The organism is Methylocystis borbori (genome assembly GCF_036576025.1).
Classification (GTDB): Bacteria; Pseudomonadota; Alphaproteobacteria; order Rhizobiales; family Beijerinckiaceae; genus Methylocystis; species Methylocystis borbori.
This window is the reverse complement of sequence record NZ_JAZHYN010000001.1, coordinates 176,806-194,057: the sequence shown is the minus strand read 5'-3', so window position 1 is coordinate 194,057 and position 17,252 is coordinate 176,806. Positions and strand designations below refer to the sequence as shown.

Below are 17,252 nucleotides of genomic sequence, written 5' to 3'. Positions count from 1 at the left end.
CGATCAATGAGCGCCGGCGCTTCTCATGACGTCGAGTCCGCGGAAGATCGCGCAACGCCGGAAAACGTCGATATCCGGAACGGCGTTCTTCTGATGACAGAATTTCGCGGTGAGCTTCGCGAGGCCTTTAATGTCGCGGCCCGTCGCTTCAGGGAAGGTCTCGACAAGCTGATCGATCACCGGCTTGTCCAGCGCGAGACCGAATTGTTCGCCCATGACCTGCCAGATGCGTCGTTTGGCGTCGTCGTCGGGGGGATTATATTTGATCAAGGCGATGCAACGCGAAACGATGGCTTCGTCGATATCGTCGACGCGGTTCGTGGTGAGAAACAGCAGGCCGTTGAAATATTCGAGCACGCGCAGAAACACGCCAACGACGGCGTTCATGGCGATATTGTCGTCGCGCCGTTTGATATAGACATCCGCCTCGTCGATGAGCATGACCGCGCCCCATCTTTGCGCGCGCGTCAGAATCTCTTTCAGCGCCGTCTCCATCGTCGCGACATTGAGGCCGAGCTGGCCGGAATGGACCCGATAGAGCGGACGCTGAATGATCTCCGAATAGACTTCCGCGGTCAGCGTCTTACCGACGCCGGGCGGACCGGCGCAAAGCACCGTTGTGCCGCCGGATTTGCCCTGAACGATGTCGTCCATGAGCACATCCATCTCCGCCGTGAGAATATCGATGAGATCGGTCTGCTCCTCCGGCAGCACGAGCTTTTCTTTCAACTCCGGCTGATAGCGATAGAGGCGCATCTCATCGACATGCACCCAGACATGATGGTGCAGATCGAGATGGAACATCAGGATATAGGGATGCACGGGGATTTGCGTGAAAAGTCCCTCCGGGATTTGCGCCTGCAGCTCGGCCAATTCGTCCTCGGCGGCGAAGCGGTTGCTCTTGCCGGCCTTGCGGAGAAAGTGGCCCAGCACGTCGCCCGGCGCTTCGAGCGTCAGGCTGCGCGCCGAGAGCACCGCCTCGTCATTGACGAGCCGCGCCTCGCCGCCGCTTGTCGACAAGACCACCACATCCTTGCGCGACCAGTCGGTGTCGCGATGCGTGGCGTTGGGATCCTCCGCGAAAAAGCCTGTTCCCTTGCCCGAAAATTGCGCGCCGTAGCGGCGACGCCAATCGAAGTAAGTCTCGCTTGAGGCGTCGAACGCCTCGATCAGCGCCGGCGTTTCGCGCAGGAATCCTCTGGCCGCCAGAATTTCGCTTATCGTGCGCCCCGCGACGTCGGCGGCCATGATGCGGACAAGGCTCGTCTGCAAGGTGCCCTTCACATTGGCCTTCATCTCAATGAGAATTTTACCGGCCTCGTCATTGGAGGCCGGCACGTAATCGAACCGCGTTATGACGTAAGGCAGGGCCTTGGTGGTGACGCTCGCCGAAAACAGCCAGCCGCGGATCGCGCCGGTCGTCAGATATTTTACCAGCGCAGGCAGAACGTCTTCGAGATCATTGGCTTCGAAACGAGTGCCTTCCGTTGCGAGCGCGGACCGCAACGTTGCGAGCTGCGCGGCGCGCGCATGCAGCTCCGGTCCGGATTCGCGATAGAGTTCTTCGAGAAAATCGAACTCGGCGGTTGAAAGATGCGCGAGATCGACTTCCACCTTGTCGCCAAACCGCAGTTGCGCGGAGAGTCCGGCGTGTCCCGGAAAGCGCGCGATCAGCGCTTCCACATGCGGCTTATCGATTTGAATGTTCATGCGCGTTCCCGAAGTTCAGGAGGATAGGCCGGCAGCGTCGCGATGCGAACGTCTTCCAAAGGCCCGCCGACAGTGAAGTGGTAAATGTCTTGAAAGAGGTCGCCATCCGGCGAAAGACCGATGAGACGATGGACTTCATCGTCGAAGAAGCAGCCGATCCCCGTGCCCGAGAGACCTGCGGCGGTCGCCCACAGATAAAGCGCCTGGCCGATGAGGCCCGCTTCCCAATGCAGCCGCCGATAGGCGAAGCCGCCTTCTTCGACAAGGGCTCGGTCGAAATCCGCGATCATCGCAACCGCGAAACATCCCTTTCCCGCAATCGGCTGCAGGCAGGCCATTTGCGCGGCCTCTCGCTCGAAAGAGCCTGAGCGCAGGAGAAAAATCTCAAACCCGTTCAAATCGACGGGCGTCCAGGCGAGGTCCGGCGCGGCCGCCGCACGCAAACGGGCGGCGACATCCTCGTCGCGCGGCAGGAGATAGAGGCCGGGCTCGACGCGCTCCACCCGATGAACGTAAAGCAAAAGAGAAAGCGCGGGACGCCACGAAAAGGCGGCAAGCAATGGCTCGGCTCCCGGGAGCGTCGCCATCAGCATCGCCCGGAAGTTTTCGCGGGAGAGAATTGCGACGCCATCCATTTTTTGCGCGCTGCGCCGTTTGCGCACGACTTCGCCGATCTGCGACGCATAAGGGGCCTGTCTTGCCGGATGAGCCGCCGGGGGCGACGGCGGCGACATGCGCGGCTTTCGGCATAGCCGCGGCGCCTGGTCGACGACCGGCCAGCCATCGTGATCGTCGCTGACTTGGTTGGCCTTGCCGCTCCATTGGCGCGGCGCGGCAAGCAAGGAGGAGAGATCGGGCGTCTGCGAATTTTCGCTCGTCGAGATCCAGAGCAGCGCGTCGGGATGCTCCTCCTCGCGCCGGCGCCAGGCGTCGGCGCGATCGAGGCCAATAAGCGCCGCGACCTCATCGTCCGAAGGTTCAGTCAAAACTTCGGCGCGCCATCCCAGGGCCGCGGCCGCCTGCGCGGCCGCGCCAATGGCGTGGCCAGCGTCGAGCTGGCAATAGCGATAGGCGCGTTCTCCATATTTCCAACTTTCACGCCAAGCAATGGCGCTGAGCCCCAGCAGGAATCCGCCTTCGGGCAGCGCATCGGCTTCGTAACGCGCGCGCTCCTCCAGGAGATGATATTCCGGCGCGTAGTGATAAAGCGCGGCTCGGGGGCCCAAATCTGGGATCGCGTTTGTCAGCAGATAGGCTTCCGTCGGATGAAGATTGCCGGAAGACGGATTATTGCGCAGCGCCCAGGTCGAGCCCTCGACGCTCTTCCAGGCGCTCAGTCCAAAGCCCAATTCGCAGAAGAGGCCGAGCGCCGCGCGGCTCAACGGAGCGGGCGTCGGCGCGGGACCGGGGAAAGGCGGCGTTTCCTCGGCGTCGCGCAAGGGCAATTCGACAAGAGGCGCTCCCTCGAAGCGCCGATAGGGATTAGGCTGCGAAGTCCAGTCGAGGAAGGCGGGCCCGAGCGCATAGCGGGTCGGGGCGTGTTTCGTGCGCTGATGATAGGCGCGGATGTCGGCGGGCAAGGCGTCGCCGTCCAAGGCGATCAATGTGCGCAGGGATCGTGATTGGGCGCGAGAATCGCTCTCGGCGTCGGTCATATGGGCCTCCATAGGGAGGCCCAATTCAAGAACGGCGCCGTTCCGCGCCGCTTAAGGAAAAGGGCAAACTGACGCCGCTCATTCGGCCCGAGGGCGTCGAAAAGAGCAGAAATCTCCTTGGCGGCGCATGCGCCCGTCCTGCCTCTTCGCCTCTAAATAGTTGATTAGCATATAAATCTGAGAGAGACGACGAATGACGCCACGCGCGCAACGCAGAAGTTCGCGCTCAATCGCGAGAAAGACCTTGTCGCTTCGCGCGGCGTCAAGCTGCATAGGGAACGAACATAGCTGTGTCGTAGTCAACGACAGAAAGGTCGCTCCAAAAGACGCGGCGCGCCGTTTTAGCCCCATTCGTTCAAGGTGGGAAAACCCCGCTGGTGCCAGACCGGATAGGCCGCCGGCGCATCGCTCGCCGCACAGAGCATTGCGACCTGCTCGGCGGTCAAATTCCAGCCCACCGCGCCGATGTTCTCGACCAACTGCGCTTCATCGCGCGCGCCGATGATGACATTGGACACGGTCGGTTGCTGCAGGAGCCAATTGAGCGCCACCTGCGGAATGGATTTTCCGACCTGCTGCGCCACCACATCCAATGCGTCGACGATCCTGAACAGCCGCTCCTCCTCGAAAGGCGGCCCGGTGTCGGCGATGTCATGCGCGCGCGTGCCTTGCTTCGCCGGCTGGCCTCGACGAATTTTGCCGGTGAGTTTTCCCCATCCGAGCGGGCTCCAGACCACGGCGCCGACGCCCTGATCGCGGCCGAGCGGCGCCAACTCCCATTCATAGTCGCGGTTGAGCAAAGAGTAATAGGCCTGATGCGCGACATAGCGGGGATAGCCGTAACGCTCCGCAACGCCCAGCGACTTCATCAAATGCCAGCCGGTAAAATTGGAGCAGCCGATATAACGAATCTTGCCGGATCGCACGAGCGCATCAAGCGTGGAAAGCGTTTCTTCGACCGGCGTATTATAGTCCTGTCCGTGAAGCTGAAACAGATCGATGTGATCGACGCCCAATCGCTTGAGCGCGCCATCGACGGCGTCGATAAGATGCTGGCGCGAAGAGCCATAATCATTCGGTCCTTCGCCGAAGGCAAAAGTCGCCTTGGTTGAAATCAGCAGCCGATTGCGCTTGCCTCTGATGGCTTCGCCAAGAATCTGTTCCGCCAGACCATTCGAATAGACATCGGCGCTGTCGAACATGGACACGCCATGATCGAGGCAAATATCGATCAAGCGCGCGGCGCCGGCGGAATCGGTCGACCCCCAGGCTTTGAAGAAATCATCGCCGCCGGCGAAGGTGGCCGTTCCAAAGCTGAGAGCGGGCACGCGCAGGCCGGAGCGTCCAAGGCGCCGATATTCCATGTTGGTCTTCCATCAAGAAGGTTGCGTGAGCCGTCGCGACAAATCCCGATGACTGAGATCGTCATCGTCATAAGATCGCATCGTCTTCACTTGTGGGCTTGATATAGGGCGACGACGAAATCCGCGCACGCAGGCCCCGAACGGCCGATGCGCGACATATTGGCTCGCATTAAGCGATCCCACTGTTTTCCTATGAGTTTATTGTTTGCCGACATTGGCCGGGAGCCTTTCGTTGATGGCTGCGTCGCCAGTTCGCGGTGCAGTTCTTGCTTGCGCTCCGCCGGGCAAGAAATAGAAGCTGCATGAAAACCTTCCTCGATTGGTCGGCTTACGATACGTACGGCATCGGCGACGCTTATTCCGGCATTCCGGCCACCGGCGGCAATTACGCCAAGGCGGTGGCGGTATGCATGCACAGCCGTGATTGTCAGAATACCGGCAAGGGGGTGATGTGCCCGAGCTATCGCATCACCGGCGATCGCAAACATTCGACGGAGGCGCGCGTCGCGGCCTTCAAGGCGGCGCTCAATGACGGCGCCGGCGAAGGCGCCTTCGCCGACCCTCGCCTCGACGAAGCGATGGATTTATGCGTCTCCTGCAAGGCGTGCAAGAAGGAGTGTCCGAGCGCCGTCGATATGACGCTGATCAAGACCGAATATCTTGCGCAGCGTCACGAGATCGCGGGCGTTCCTCTCCGCACCCGCCTGTTCGGGGGCGTGCCGGAATGGACCGGCCGATATCGCGCCCTCATGCGCTTCGCCATCCGCCTGCGCAACAGCTTTGGCCCGATCGCGAAACTCGTCGAGAAATGGCTTGGCGTCACGGCGAGGCGACCGATTCCCGAGCCCGCCCCAAAAGCTTTTGCGTGGACGACGCCGGCCCGCCGAGAGACCGGCGCGCGCGGCGAGGTCATCCTGTTCGTCGACACTTTCTGCCATCATTTCGATCCGCATGTCGCCGAAGCGGCCGTATCCGTGCTCGAATATGCGGGTTATCGCGTACGCGTCGCGAAGCCTGCGGCGACCGATGCGGAGCCTGAGAGGCCGCTTTGTTGCGGGCGCACCTATCTCACCACCGGCATGGTCGAAAAGGCCAGGGGCGAGGCCAAGCGGGTTCTGGCCGCCTTCCGCGATGAAATCGTCGCCCAGACGCCGATCATCGGCCTTGAGCCTTCATGTCTGCTGTCGCTACGCGACGAACTCTACAGTCTGGGCCTCGGACAGGAGGTCGGCGACCTCGGCAAGCAGCTTTATCTGCTCGAAGAATTTCTTTCGCGCGAATATCAGAACAATGGCCTGCGCCTCGAGCTGAAGCCGCTGAATCTTCCCAAGGCGCTGGTGCATGGCCACTGCCACCAGAAGGCCTTCGGCGCGATGAAGGCGATGCGCAAGGTGCTGGGTTGGATACCTGGCTTTTCCTTCGACGTCGTCGAGACGAGCTGTTGCGGAATGGCCGGGAGCTTCGGGCTGGAGGCTGAACACTATGAGGCCTCCATGCGGATGGCGGAACTCTCGCTTCTACCGGCGGTGCGGGCGTCCGCAGCCGATACGCCGCTCATCGCCAATGGATTTTCCTGCCGCCATCAGATCGAACATGGCTCCGGTCGTCGCGCCAAGCATATCGCTCTGCTGCTGCGCGATGCGCTTGTGGCGAACTGATGGGCCGCGAAGCTGAATATGAACCGCTTATCCGCCTGTCACGAACGACCGGAGCCTTCGCGTCGCGCGAGTTCCTCCATCCAGGTGGAGACAGTGTCGAGCAGGCGGATCGCTGCGGGAAGACGCGCATGCGCTTCCTGTTGACTTTCGTTCGTTGGCTCCAAGCCGCGCCACCAGTCGATGAACAGCCCGATCAAGGCGCGCGCCGGAATCCGCTCGAAGGGAACGCCCGGAAAGGCGTCGAGCCCAAAGGCGGCTTCCACATCGCGAAGGCAGCCTTCGATATAGCGGGCGTCGTCCGCGCTAAAGGCGAAAGGCTTCTCCGGCGCGCGGCGCACCATGCGGACTTCGCTGAGCTCCGGGATATAATCTTTCTTCAACGCTTCATGCTCCGCGAAACAAGGCCGGCCGTCTCTTTGCATATTGCGAACCAGGGACATATCCGTTCCCGCGCCCCGTTTACAAGATTTCGGCCATCTCTCGGAGACCGGACATGACGGCGATTGTCGAAGGACCCAGGATCGCGGCTTTGTCCTGCGGCAAGCCGGCTTTTCTCGTGGTCCTGCTGCATGGTCCGGGGGCCGATGGGGAGGCGATCGTCAATCAGGCGCTCAACTGGGCGCCGACGATGCCCAAGGCGGATTTTCTCGCCGCCGAGGCGCCTTTTCCGGCGGCTTCCGGCGGCCGGCAATGGTTCGACACGACGGATTGGAGTCCCGCAGGCCTCAATGACGCGATCAGAGCCGTGGGGCCTCTTCTCGATCAATTTCTCGACGAGGCGCTCGCGCGGCGCCGTCTGCCGGACAGCCATCTCGCGCTCGTTGGCTTTTCGCATGGGGCGATGCTTGCCCTGCATGTCGGTCTTAGGCGTCAAAATCAAATGGCGGCGCTCGTCGCCTTTTCGGGGGCGCTTTACGATGAAGAGACGCTCCAAAACGAAATGCGCTCGAAGCCGCCGGTGCTCATGATCCATGGCGAAGAGGATCCCATCGTGCCCTTCAGCGCGATGACGGCGACAAAGGAGCGGCTCAAGGCCCAGGGCGTGCCGGTCAAAAGCATGCGGCGTCCGGGCCTCGGCCATGAGATGGACGACGACGGCGTAATTGCCGCCGGCGATTTCCTCACCGCCCTTGTCGTTCATAAGCCGGCCGCGCACGCGGAAGATCACGACCATGACCATGACCACGATGACCATAGTTGATCCGACATTGCCGCCGTTGGAGCGAGGCCCTGTCCCAGCAGCGCTGAAGCGCTTCATCTGGGACATTCAGTCCATGGTGGAGCTTGCCGACAGCGAACGGGAAATTCTCGTGATCGGCCGCGATCTGATGGCGCGTCTCGTCGCCAGCGACGACTGGTTGCCGGAGACCTTTGCCATAGCGAGCCCGGGCGGCGGCGCGCAGTTCCAGCTCTACAGCGACGGGCTCGAACGCTTCACCGTGGTCAGCACGATTCTCTCGGGTGGCGCCGGCCTGCTGATCGAACGGCCGTCGATATGGGAGATCAGGGGCGTGCTGCGCGGCGCTGTCGTGGAAGAGCCTTGCGACGCGCATGCGAAAGGCGCAGGCCGTTCCTTGCCGCCGCGTTCGGTGGAGACGCGCGCATCCGGAAAGGGCGATCGCTTGCGGCTGTCGAACGCTCTGCCGGATCAGCTCTCGATCAGCATTCACGTCTATGGCGGCGAGATCGGCAAGTTGAGCCGCCGCGCGCTGAAGCAGGATGGGCAGGCGGAGGAACAGCCATTGGGCTACGCCAATGGCGAAAACGCGCCGCCCTACGACATATTGACCATTCAAACCGAAATCCGGGATTGACGCGCGATCATGGACGTTCTCGCCATCATTCCCGCGACATTGGCGCGCGATGGACGCGAGACCGGCATATTGTCGCCGATCCTTGGAAAGCCATTGCTCGGTCATTTGCTCGATCGTCTTTCGGGCGTCGACAAGCTTGCCGGCGTCGTCGTCACGACGAGCGACGCGCCGGAAAACAAAGCGATCCTCGATTATTGCGCCATGCGCGGGACGCCTTGCGAGAGCGGCGCGCGCGACGATCTGCTCGGCCGCCTGCTAACGGCTCTCAAGACCGCCGGCGCCAAGGGCGGGTTGATGGTGGACGCCGGCAATCCGCTCATCGACCCGGCGCTGGTCGATCAGGTCGCCAATCTCCTGCAGATGACCGACGGCATGCTGGACTGGATTGGCAATACGCTTGCGCCCACATATCCCAAGGGCATGGAGATCGACGGATTCACTGCGGCCGCGCTCGAAGAGGCGGGAAGGCGTTGCGCCGAGCCCGAACAGCGAAGGGAGGGACCCGCCTTTCTGCGCCGGAACAGTCGCCTCTATCGGCCCCTGAGCCTGACGGCGCCGCCAGAACTCGCGCGTCCCGAGGTGAAGCTCAATGTCGAAGGGCCGGAGGATTTGCCGCGCATCGAAGGGATTTTTCGCCGCTTCGACGGCAGGACGGATTTTGGCCTTGCGGAAATCCTGGCCTATCTTGACGCCACGCCCGCCGCATAGCTTGCCAGGAGAAGAAAATGGCTCGCGCGCTGACCGCCTATCTCAATCGCAACAATGTTCCCGAACGCAAGCCGCTGCAGCAGGCGATCGACGCGCTCAAAATCCCGCTGACGCTCGACGACGGCTATGCGCCGTTCGAGACCTCTGACTATCTGCCCTGCACGCTCGATGGCGAAGACGCCGGCTTCGATCTGCGTTTTAAAGATGTCGCGGCGGATGTCTCGAGCGCGCTGAACCTTGGCGATCGCGACGCCGCGCTCTCCTTGAAATGGGGCGGAGACCCGCGCGAAGAGGCGGCGGCCCATGTTTTTTGCGCCGCGCTCGCCAAGAATTTCGACGCGCTCATACAGACAGGCGACGCGAATGCGCTATTATCCGTCGAGCAGCTCCTCTCAAAGGCCAAGAACGCTTTAGCCGAATGAGGCGCGCATCGCCGGGAGACTGGCATGACGATGAAAGATCTGCCGCTCGCCAAAGTCTATCAGCTGCTCGAACCCGGCCCCGTCGTGCTGCTGACGACGGCGCATAAGGGCCGCGCCAATGTCATGACCATGTCCTGGCATATGATGGTGGATTTCGAGCCGCCGATCATCGCCTGCATCGTCAGCAATCGCGATCACAGTTTCGCGGCGCTGCGCGCGACCAAGGAATGCGTCATCGCGATCCCCTCGGTCGAATTGGCGGAGAAGGTCGTCTCGATCGGCAATTGCTCGGGACGAGACGTCGATAAATTCGCGGCCTTCCAATTGACGCCGCGCAAGGCGGCGGATGTCGCGGCGCCGCTCCTCGCCGACTGTTTCGCCAATATCGAATGCCGCGTGATCGATACGCGCTTCGTAAATCGCTATTGCCTCTTCATGCTCGAAGGATTGAAGGCCTGGAGCGATCCCGCGCGGAAAAATCCGAAGACGATCCACCATCAGGGTTTTGGCCAATTCATCGTCGATGGCGAGACGATTAAATTGAAGTCGAAAATGCCGTGATCGCCGCGCCTTTGCGGCATTCATTGCATTTCGCTGATTGTCTTTCTGAATCGCGCCAGGGCGATTCCGAAAAGCGCCGCGCCGATGACGCCAAGCGCGAGGAATTGCGGCCAGACGACGCTAAAGCCCGATCCCCGAAAAAGGATGTTCTGCGCGAGGACGATAAAATGCGTCGTTGGAGCGACGAGCATGATGTCTCGAACGAGCCAGGGCATGCTCTCGCGCGGCGTCATGCCGCCCGAGAGCATTTCCAGCGCCAGCGCGACGAGAATGAAGAGAAGGGCGAATTGCGGCATGGATCGCGCGGTGGTCGCGAGAAAAATGCCCAGCGACGTCGTGGCGAAGAGATTGAAAGCGGCGCCCGCCAGGAACAGCGCGACCGAACCCTGAATAGGCATCGACAGAATAATCTGAACGATGACGACAAGCGATACGGCGGAAGCGACGAGGACGACAAGGCCCATCGCGACGACTTTGCTCACCATGATCTCAAAGGGCGTGACCGGCATGACGAGGAGATGTTCGATCGTTCCATGTTCGCGTTCCCGGATCAGCGCCGCGCCGGTCAGCACCATGGACAGCATGGTGATTTGGTTGATGATTTCCACGACAGCCCCGAACCAGGTTCTATTTAAGGTGGGGTTGAAGCGCGTGCGAAGGGCGAGTTCGATCGGCAAAGTCGCCACGGCGCGATAGCGCTGCAGAAAAGCAGCGACCTCCGTCGCCACGATGGTCTCGACATAACCGGCCCCCGAATATGCTTGGCTTATTCGGGTGGCGTCGACGTTAAGCTGGATCGTCGGCCGGTCGCCGGCCAAAACGTCCCGCTGAAAATCAGGCGGAATATCGAGGGCGAAAGTGATAACGCCCGAATTCATCAGCGAATCCATTTTGGCGAGGGTGGTAATGATCGGGGGCGTGAAATAGGGCGGGTAAAAAGCGCCGACGATGCGGGTGGAAAGAGCGGAGCGATCTTCATCGACAATGGCGATGGGCGCCTTGTTGAGCGTATCCGGTATCGCGGTCGCCCCGGTATAGATCGCCACGGAGAACGCGTAGACGATCAACGCAATCATTACGGGGTCGCGCGCCAGACTGCGCAGCTCCTTGACGCTCAGGGCTAGGATGTTCGAGATCCGCATGTCATGCCTCCTGCTTCTTCAGGAGGATGACGCAGACGCCGAGAAGCGTGGGAATGGCGATCAACAGCGGGATGAAGGCGCTTTGCAGATCAAAGAAATTCAAAGCCTTTGAAAAAGCGCCGCGCGTGATTACAAGAAAATATGCGGTCGGATAGATGCGCCCGATAAAGGCGCCGGCGCCTTCGAGCGACGAAACCGGATAAATGAAGCCGCTATCCTGGATCGCGGGGATAAGGGTTGCGATCGCCGTCCCAAAAATCGCCGCGATCTGGCTGCGCATGAAGGATGACATGACGAGCCCCATCGCCGTCGCCGCGCCGATATAGAGCGCCGCGCCTAAAAAGAGCGCAAGAAAACTGCCTTTGAGCGGCACCTGAAACCAGAATACGGCAAGCAAGACGAGCAGCAGGAAATTAAGAAGGCCGAGCGCGACATAGGGAAGCTGCTTGCCGAGCAAGAACTCGAGCCTTGTCGTCGGCGTCACGTAAAAATTAATGATCGAGCCGAGCTCCTTTTCGCGCGTGACGCTGAGCGCCGTCAGCATCGCCGGAATCAGCATCAGCAGCAATGGAATGACCGCCGGAACGATCGCCATGATCGTCTTCACGTCGGGATTGTAGCGATAGCGGATGGCGATGCTGGCGGGACTCGCCAGATCGCTCTTGGCGCGCAACCACTGCGCATGCATCGCCTGGAGATAGCCTTGCGCCGTCTCGGCCCGCATAGGCATGGAGCCGTCGACCCATGCGCCGATCTCGACCGGGCGGCCGCGCGCCGCGTCGCGGCCGAATCCGGGCGGGATTTCGATCGCAACGGTCAGTCCCCCGCTTCGCATCCGTCGATCGAGATCGGCGTAATCGGCGATCGGCGTCTTTTCGCTGAAATAGCGCGATCCCGCGATGTTGATGATATAGTTTTGGCTCGTCGTCGTTTGGTCCCGGTCCAGCACGGCGAAGGACAGATTCTCGACATCCATGCTGATGCCATAGGCCATGATGAACATCAGAAATACAGTGCCGAGCATGGCGGTCGCCGCGCGGATCGGATCGCGTCTCAGCTCCAGCGTTTCCCGGCGCGCGTAACTCAGCATGCGCATGGGTTCGAAAAACCGCGTTGGCGGCGGATCGTTTGGCCTTGCCTCAAACGCCGGCGCGCGGGTTTCGGGCTCCCGAAATGATCCCGGAGAAGCGTCTTTTTTTTTCGCGGTTTCGACGGCGTCTTCCAAATAGCCGATGAAAGCTTCCTCCAGATCCTTCGCGCCGCGTTTCGCGATGAGCGCATCGGGCGCGTCGCTCACCAGCACCCGGCCGGCGTGCATCAGAGAAATCCGGTCGCATCGCTCGGCTTCATTCATGAAATGAGTCGAGATGAAAATCGTCACGCCGTCGCGCCGCGACAGATCGATCAGTCTTTGCCAGAAGGCGTCTCTGGCGATCGGATCGACGCCAGACGTAGGTTCGTCGAGAATGAGCATGGCCGGCGCATGGATCATCGCGACCGCGAGCGAGAGGCGTTGCCGCTGTCCCAAAGGAAGCGTGCCGGGAAGTTCGTCCATAATGCCGCGAAGATCGAATTGGCCGGCGACCTCGGCTATGCGGCCTTCGATTTTTTCAGCCGGCAGGCGAAACAATCGGGCGTGCAGCTCTAAATTTTGCCGGACCGTCAGCTCGGAATAGAGCGAAAAGGCTTGCGACATATAGCCGACGCGCTGGCGGGTCGCGAGATCGCGCGGGTCAACCTCCTTGCCGAAGAGCCGGGCTTCTCCCTCGGTCGGCGGCAGGAGGCCGGTGATCATCTTCATTGTCGTGGTCTTGCCGCAGCCATTGGAGCCGAGGAAGCCGAAAATCTCGCCCCGATGGATGCGAAATCCGACATGGTCGACCGCGACGAAATCGCCGAAGCGCATCGTCAAATCCCGCGCTTCGATGGCGATCTCCGTGTCTTTCTCCTCTCTCGGCGGGATGACGACCGCATGGTGCGTTCGCCGCCGCTCCTCGGGCAGCAGCGCGATGAAGGCCGCTTCGAGCGTCGTCGTCTTCGTGCGCGCGAGCAATTCCTCCACTGCGCCGGTGGCGAGCGTCCGTCCGCCATCCATGGCGACGAGCCAGTCGAAACGGGCCGCCTCCTCCATATAGGCGGTCGCGACGATCACGCTCATGCCGGGTCGGTCATGCCGAATACGGTCGATCAAATCCCAGAATTGTCGCCGCGACAGCGGATCGATGCCCGTCGTCGGCTCGTCCAGAATGAGCAGATCGGGATCATGCACGAGGGCGCAGCAAAGCCCGAGCTTTTGCTTCATGCCGCCGGAAAGCTTGCCCCCCGGGCGATCCACGAAGGGCGCAAGCCCGGTATTTTCCACGAGGTCCGCGATGCGCCGCGCGCGTTCCTCTCGTCCCTGGCCGAACAGGCGCGCGAAGAAATCGATGTTCTCTTCGACCGACAAGGTCGGGTAGAGATTCTTCCCCAACCCTTGCGGCATATAGGCGATATGGGGGCAGACGGCGTTGCGATGCGCGGCGCTTGCCATGTCGCCGCCGAGCGCCTCGACCGTGCCGGTCTGCGTCGCGCGCGCGCCGGCGATGAGCGAGAGCAAGCTGGATTTTCCCACGCCGTCTGGTCCGATGAGCCCGACCATCGCGCCGGCGGGGATGTCGAGCGCGACGGAATCGAGCGCGCAGACATCGCCATATCGCAAGCTGACCTCGCGCAGGCGCGCGACGGGGCCTGAGCGCATTCCTTCGTTCATTGCAGCAATTCGCCCTGAAGATGGTTCGGCCATGGCGCCTTGGGATCAAGGCGCACATAGGCGACGCCTGGGAGCCCGGTCTTCACCTGCTTGATGTATTTTTTTAAAAGCTCTGGCGCGATTTTCGCCTTGATGCGGAACATCAGTTTTTGGCGTTCTTCCGTCGTCTCGACCGTTTTGGGCGTGAATTGGGCCACGTCGGCGACAAAGGTGGCAGTCGCTGGAATGACATATTGCGGCGCGGCGTCGAGGACGATGCGCGCCTCCGCGCCGATCGCGACGCGTCCGGCCGTTTCGGTCGGAAGAAAGAAAGTCATATAGACGTCGGTGAGGTCGACGACATTCAGCACCTTGCCGCCGGCGCCGAGCACTTCTCCCGGCTGCGCCACCCTATATTGAACGCGCCCGTCGCGGGGCGACGACAAAGCGCTGTCGTCGATGTCCGCTTGAATGCGGTCCACGGTGGCGTTTGCGGCGTCGACGGCCGCCTCCGCGCCCACGGCTTGGGATTCCGCGGCGTTGATCGCGGATTCCGCCGCGGCGATTTGCGCTTCCGCCGCGCTGACGGCGGCTTTCGCGCCCTCGAAACGCGCACGATCATTATCTAAGGTTTCAGTCGAAGCCGTGCCTCGCTTCGCCAATTCCCTGGAGCGGTCGAAACGCCTCTGCGCCGCGTCCAACTCGGCCTGCCGCTGGCCGAGCGCCGCGACAGCCGCTTCTTTCTCTGCTTTGCGTTGGACGACCTGAGCGCGCGCGGCGCTGACATTTATGTCCGCGCGCCGACGGTCGGCCTCCGCCTCGCGAAGTTGGGCGCGAAGCGTTCGCGTGTCCATTTCGACGAGAATCTGCCCAGCGTTCACGAAGTCGCCTTCGTCGACAAGGATTTTCTCAATGCGTCCGGGGGTTTTCGCCGCGAGATCGATTTCCGTCGCTTCGACGCGTCCATTGGCGCTGGCGATGCCGGAAGGAAGCGTCTGCGGCTTCAGTTTCTCCCATGCGAAATAGGCGGCTCCGGCGATTGTGACGGCCATGACTGACCGCAGCGCCCAGTTCCGCATATTTGTCATCGCAAGTCCTTTCGATATTCGGCTTGAGCGTCCCGGCGTTTGGACGTCTCTAAGCGCGAGGAGGACTTTATTTGCTAATATGATCCCCACCAAGGCGCACATAACATAGCGCGCATTTTGCCGCATTGACCCACGTTTGGGATCGCCAAAGAAATGCGGCGGAGCGAGAGGGCGCGTGTCGCGCCCTCCTCCTAACTCACGTCGACGAGCACGATCTCGGCGTCTTCGAGCGCCTTGATCGTGATGGCGTCCACATCGCGGATCGCCGCGCCGTCGCGCGCATTCACGGTCACGCCGTCGACCTCGACGACGCCCGTCGCCGGCACGAGATAGGCGCGCCGACCGGCGCCAAGACGGACCTCGCAGCTTTCGCCGGCCTTCAGCGTCGCGCCGAGGACGCGCGCCGGCGCGCGCAGGGGCAGCGCCTCCCGATCCTCGGCGAAGCCCGAGGCGAGGGCGACGAAGCGGCCGGCGCGTTCGCCTTTGGGAAAAGGCCGCGCGTCCCATCGCGGTTCGCCGCCGCGCTCCGAGGGCTCGATCCAAATCTGGAAAATCTGCGTCGAGCCGCTTTCAAGATTATATTCGCTGTGACGAATCCCCGAGCCGGCCGACATCACCTGAACGTCGCCGGCCTCCGTGCGCCCGCGATTGCCGAGACTGTCCTCATGGGTGATCGCCCCCGCGCGGACATAGGTGATGATCTCCATGTCGCGGTGCGGATGGGGCGGAAAGCCTTCCCGCGGCTGGATCGTATCGTCGTTCCAGACGCGCAGCCCGCCCCAGCCCATGCGGCCGGGATCGTAATAGTCGGCGAAAGAAAAATGATGCTTGGCCTGGAGCCAGCCATGATCGGCGCCGCCGAGCGTCGCGAATTTTCTCACTTCAATCATTGGGCTCTCCGTCATTCGGACTTGACATACGGAGGGAGTTAAGTCGCTTGCTGCTATTCGAGAATGGCAATGATAGAATTTCATCTATTCTGAAATTGATATGCACAAGCTCCCCGACCTGGAAGCATGGGCGATCTTCGCCCGCGTGATCGAAACCGGCTCCTTCGCCAAGGCGGCCGAGACGCTGGGCGTCTCGCAGCCGACCGTCTCGAAGGCCATCAGCCGTCTGGAGCGGCGTTTGGGCGTGACGCTGCTGCATCGCACCTCGCGGCGTCTCTCGCTCACGCAAAGCGGACATATGGCGCGCGAGCGCGCCATGCGCATTCTCGCGGAGGGCGAGACGGCGGAAGCGGAAGCCCTGGCCCAAGCAATCGCGCCGCAGGGCCTCGTGCGCGTCGTTGCGCCCATGTCCTTCGGACTCAAATATCTCGCGCCCTTGCTGCCGGAATTTCTCCGCCGCTATCCCAAGGTCGACGTCGATCTCCATCTGGGCGACGAGATCGTCGATCTCGTCGCGGGCGGATTCGATCTCGCGCTAAGAATCGCGGCGCTCGCCGATTCTTCCCTGCGCGCGCGCCGGCTCTGCCGGGTGCGCCGCCCCCTTGTCGCTTCTCCGGCCTATCTCGCCAAATATGGGCGCCCCGAGCATCCGCACGATCTCGAAAAGCATGGCTGTCTTATCTATACGAATCCGCCTTCCCCTGAACTGTGGCGTTTTCATCATGCGTCGTTGGGGGACTATGCGGTCGCTGTCGAGGGGCGGTTGAAGGTCAATAACGCTGACGCATTGAGGCCCGCGCTGCTCGAAGGATATGGCCTCGCGCTTCAGCCCGAATTCATGATCTGGGAGGATATAGCGGCGGGCAGATTGGCGGAGGTTATGCCCGATTGGCGGATCGCCGAAATCGCGCTGCACCTCATTACGCCGCCGGGCGCGCTGCGGCCCGCCCGCGTGTCGGCGCTCCTCGATTATTTATCCGAACATCTCGCGAAAGCGGCATGGGCGCGAGAGATAGGCGACACGCCTGAAGAATAAACCCGACCGACGTCAACCATATCTTTTTTGCGGCGCAAAATGACAATCCACGGCGATTTTGTCCCTAGCGCGCGCATGACAAACACCGTGGGACAATGGCGAGGTTATTGCTTTGGCGCGGACGCGGCTGCGAGCGCGCAGTTTCCCGCATGCGCGGCGTTGCGAGGAAAGCGCCAAAAGCAAAAAGGGTGAAGGTATGGCGGATCATAAGGTCACGGTGGAACAATTGCCGAATGGCAAATGGGCGTGTTTCCTCCATCTGGAAGGCCATGACGAGCCGGTTAATCTGGGCCGGGAATTCAAGAACGACGAACAGGCCGAAAACTGGCTCAATGTTTCGGAGTCGGTGACGGCGATCGAAATGATGATCCGCAAATATAAAAAATAGCCGGCGGCCCATGTCGCATTCCTGACAGGCGATATCCGGATAATGTCTCCTATGTTTTGGTTTTGCGGCGCACAGTTCTTTGTGCGCT

The 17,252-nt window shown here is 61.6% G+C and carries 16 protein-coding genes; 8 read left to right on the top strand and 8 right to left on the bottom strand.

The genetic code is table 11. The features are described 5' to 3' along the window. Positions 1-3: 3 nt before the first annotated feature. The 3 genes from V3H18_RS00820 to V3H18_RS00810 form a co-directional block, all read right to left on the bottom strand. Positions 4-1,710: an ATP-binding protein gene (locus tag V3H18_RS00820; protein ID WP_332079964.1), complete on the bottom strand. Its 1,707-nt coding sequence runs from the start codon at positions 1,708-1,710 to the stop codon at positions 4-6. Further along, positions 1,707-3,365 carry a SagB/ThcOx family dehydrogenase gene (locus V3H18_RS00815; RefSeq protein WP_332079963.1) on the bottom strand — a complete coding sequence of 553 codons (1,659 nt, stop codon included), beginning with the start codon at positions 3,363-3,365 and terminating at the stop codon, positions 1,707-1,709. Before V3H18_RS00815 ends, V3H18_RS00820 begins: the two co-directional genes overlap by 4 nt. Before the next feature lie 341 nt (positions 3,366-3,706). Next, positions 3,707-4,729 (bottom strand): aldo/keto reductase, encoded by a 1,023-nt coding sequence (locus V3H18_RS00810; protein WP_332079962.1) that lies wholly within the window; start codon positions 4,727-4,729, stop codon positions 3,707-3,709. Positions 4,730-5,031: 302 nt separating this feature from the next. On the opposite strand from V3H18_RS00810, the gene V3H18_RS00805 reads away from it, so the two are divergent. After that, positions 5,032-6,387, top strand: a complete 1,356-nt coding sequence (locus tag V3H18_RS00805; protein WP_332079961.1) for a (Fe-S)-binding protein — start codon at positions 5,032-5,034, stop codon at positions 6,385-6,387. A 38-nt stretch (positions 6,388-6,425) separates the two neighbouring features. Here V3H18_RS00805 and V3H18_RS00800 read toward each other — a convergent pair whose 3' ends face one another. Then, on the bottom strand, positions 6,426-6,767 hold the full coding sequence (locus V3H18_RS00800; RefSeq protein WP_332079960.1) for a hypothetical protein: 342 nt from the start codon (positions 6,765-6,767) through the stop codon (positions 6,426-6,428). Positions 6,768-6,880: 113 nt separating this feature from the next. Between V3H18_RS00800 and V3H18_RS00795 the strand changes: the two genes are divergently transcribed. Genes V3H18_RS00795 through V3H18_RS00775 form a run of 5 tightly spaced genes read left to right on the top strand, consistent with a single transcriptional unit; the run spans position 6,881 to position 9,892 of the window. Continuing rightward, the gene (locus V3H18_RS00795; RefSeq protein WP_332079959.1) at positions 6,881-7,588 is read left to right on the top strand and encodes an alpha/beta hydrolase; all 708 of its coding nucleotides are present in this window, start codon (positions 6,881-6,883) and stop codon (positions 7,586-7,588) included. After that, positions 7,560-8,201 (top strand): cysteine dioxygenase family protein, encoded by a 642-nt coding sequence (locus V3H18_RS00790; RefSeq protein ID WP_332079958.1) that lies wholly within the window; start codon positions 7,560-7,562, stop codon positions 8,199-8,201. Before V3H18_RS00795 ends, V3H18_RS00790 begins: the two co-directional genes overlap by 29 nt. Positions 8,202-8,210: 9 nt before the next feature. Then, complete coding sequence (locus tag V3H18_RS00785) at positions 8,211-8,909, top strand: glycosyltransferase family protein (protein WP_332079957.1); 699 nt, start codon at positions 8,211-8,213, stop codon at positions 8,907-8,909. A 17-nt stretch (positions 8,910-8,926) separates the two neighbouring features. Next, the gene (locus V3H18_RS00780) at positions 8,927-9,331 is read left to right on the top strand and encodes a hypothetical protein (protein ID WP_332079956.1); all 405 of its coding nucleotides are present in this window, start codon (positions 8,927-8,929) and stop codon (positions 9,329-9,331) included. A gap of 30 nt (positions 9,332-9,361) precedes the next feature. Then, entirely contained in the window at positions 9,362-9,892 is a 531-nt protein-coding gene (locus V3H18_RS00775; protein WP_332079989.1) for a flavin reductase family protein, read from the top strand. A 20-nt stretch (positions 9,893-9,912) separates the two neighbouring features. Here V3H18_RS00775 and V3H18_RS00770 read toward each other — a convergent pair whose 3' ends face one another. From V3H18_RS00770 to V3H18_RS00755, 4 genes are all read right to left on the bottom strand, one after another. Continuing rightward, the gene (locus V3H18_RS00770; RefSeq protein WP_332079955.1) at positions 9,913-11,034 is read right to left on the bottom strand and encodes an ABC transporter permease; all 1,122 of its coding nucleotides are present in this window, start codon (positions 11,032-11,034) and stop codon (positions 9,913-9,915) included. A gap of 1 nt (position 11,035) precedes the next feature. Then, complete coding sequence (gene rbbA / locus V3H18_RS00765) at positions 11,036-13,771, bottom strand: ribosome-associated ATPase/putative transporter RbbA (RefSeq protein WP_332079954.1); 2,736 nt, start codon at positions 13,769-13,771, stop codon at positions 11,036-11,038. Positions 13,772-13,779: 8 nt separating this feature from the next. Beyond that, complete coding sequence (locus V3H18_RS00760; RefSeq protein WP_332079953.1) at positions 13,780-14,850, bottom strand: HlyD family secretion protein; 1,071 nt, start codon at positions 14,848-14,850, stop codon at positions 13,780-13,782. A 191-nt stretch (positions 14,851-15,041) separates the two neighbouring features. Continuing rightward, positions 15,042-15,740 (bottom strand): pirin family protein, encoded by a 699-nt coding sequence (locus tag V3H18_RS00755; RefSeq protein ID WP_332079952.1) that lies wholly within the window; start codon positions 15,738-15,740, stop codon positions 15,042-15,044. A gap of 100 nt (positions 15,741-15,840) precedes the next feature. Here V3H18_RS00755 and V3H18_RS00750 point away from each other — a divergent pair, with 100 nt between their 5' ends. Together V3H18_RS00750 and V3H18_RS00745 are read left to right on the top strand one after the other, a co-directional pair. Next, positions 15,841-16,776 (top strand): LysR family transcriptional regulator, encoded by a 936-nt coding sequence (locus V3H18_RS00750; RefSeq protein ID WP_332079951.1) that lies wholly within the window; start codon positions 15,841-15,843, stop codon positions 16,774-16,776. A 196-nt stretch (positions 16,777-16,972) separates the two neighbouring features. Then, complete coding sequence (locus tag V3H18_RS00745) at positions 16,973-17,164, top strand: hypothetical protein (protein WP_332079950.1); 192 nt, start codon at positions 16,973-16,975, stop codon at positions 17,162-17,164. Positions 17,165-17,252 lie beyond the last annotated feature (88 nt).

Bases quoted from the DNA above. Each gene is read 5' to 3' on its own strand.
- V3H18_RS00750 (WP_332079951.1), top strand. From the start codon at position 15,841: ATGCACAAGCTCCCCGACCTGGAAGCATGGGCGATCTTCGCCCGCGTG.
- V3H18_RS00795 (WP_332079959.1), top strand. From the start codon at position 6,881: ATGACGGCGATTGTCGAAGGACCCAGGATCGCGGCTTTGTCCTGCGGC.
- V3H18_RS00790 (WP_332079958.1), top strand. From the start codon at position 7,560: ATGACCATGACCACGATGACCATAGTTGATCCGACATTGCCGCCGTTG.
- V3H18_RS00760 (WP_332079953.1), bottom strand. From the start codon at position 14,850: ATGACAAATATGCGGAACTGGGCGCTGCGGTCAGTCATGGCCGTCACA.
- V3H18_RS00775 (WP_332079989.1), top strand. From the start codon at position 9,362: ATGAAAGATCTGCCGCTCGCCAAAGTCTATCAGCTGCTCGAACCCGGC.
- V3H18_RS00780 (WP_332079956.1), top strand. From the start codon at position 8,927: ATGGCTCGCGCGCTGACCGCCTATCTCAATCGCAACAATGTTCCCGAA.
- V3H18_RS00815 (WP_332079963.1), bottom strand. From the start codon at position 3,365: ATGACCGACGCCGAGAGCGATTCTCGCGCCCAATCACGATCCCTGCGC.
- V3H18_RS00745 (WP_332079950.1), top strand. From the start codon at position 16,973: ATGGCGGATCATAAGGTCACGGTGGAACAATTGCCGAATGGCAAATGG.
- V3H18_RS00785 (WP_332079957.1), top strand. From the start codon at position 8,211: ATGGACGTTCTCGCCATCATTCCCGCGACATTGGCGCGCGATGGACGC.
- V3H18_RS00810 (WP_332079962.1), bottom strand. From the start codon at position 4,729: ATGGAATATCGGCGCCTTGGACGCTCCGGCCTGCGCGTGCCCGCTCTC.
- V3H18_RS00770 (WP_332079955.1), bottom strand. From the start codon at position 11,034: ATGCGGATCTCGAACATCCTAGCCCTGAGCGTCAAGGAGCTGCGCAGT.
- V3H18_RS00820 (WP_332079964.1), bottom strand. From the start codon at position 1,710: ATGAACATTCAAATCGATAAGCCGCATGTGGAAGCGCTGATCGCGCGC.
- rbbA (WP_332079954.1), bottom strand. From the start codon at position 13,771: ATGCGCTCAGGCCCCGTCGCGCGCCTGCGCGAGGTCAGCTTGCGATAT.
- V3H18_RS00755 (WP_332079952.1), bottom strand. From the start codon at position 15,740: ATGATTGAAGTGAGAAAATTCGCGACGCTCGGCGGCGCCGATCATGGC.
- V3H18_RS00805 (WP_332079961.1), top strand. From the start codon at position 5,032: ATGAAAACCTTCCTCGATTGGTCGGCTTACGATACGTACGGCATCGGC.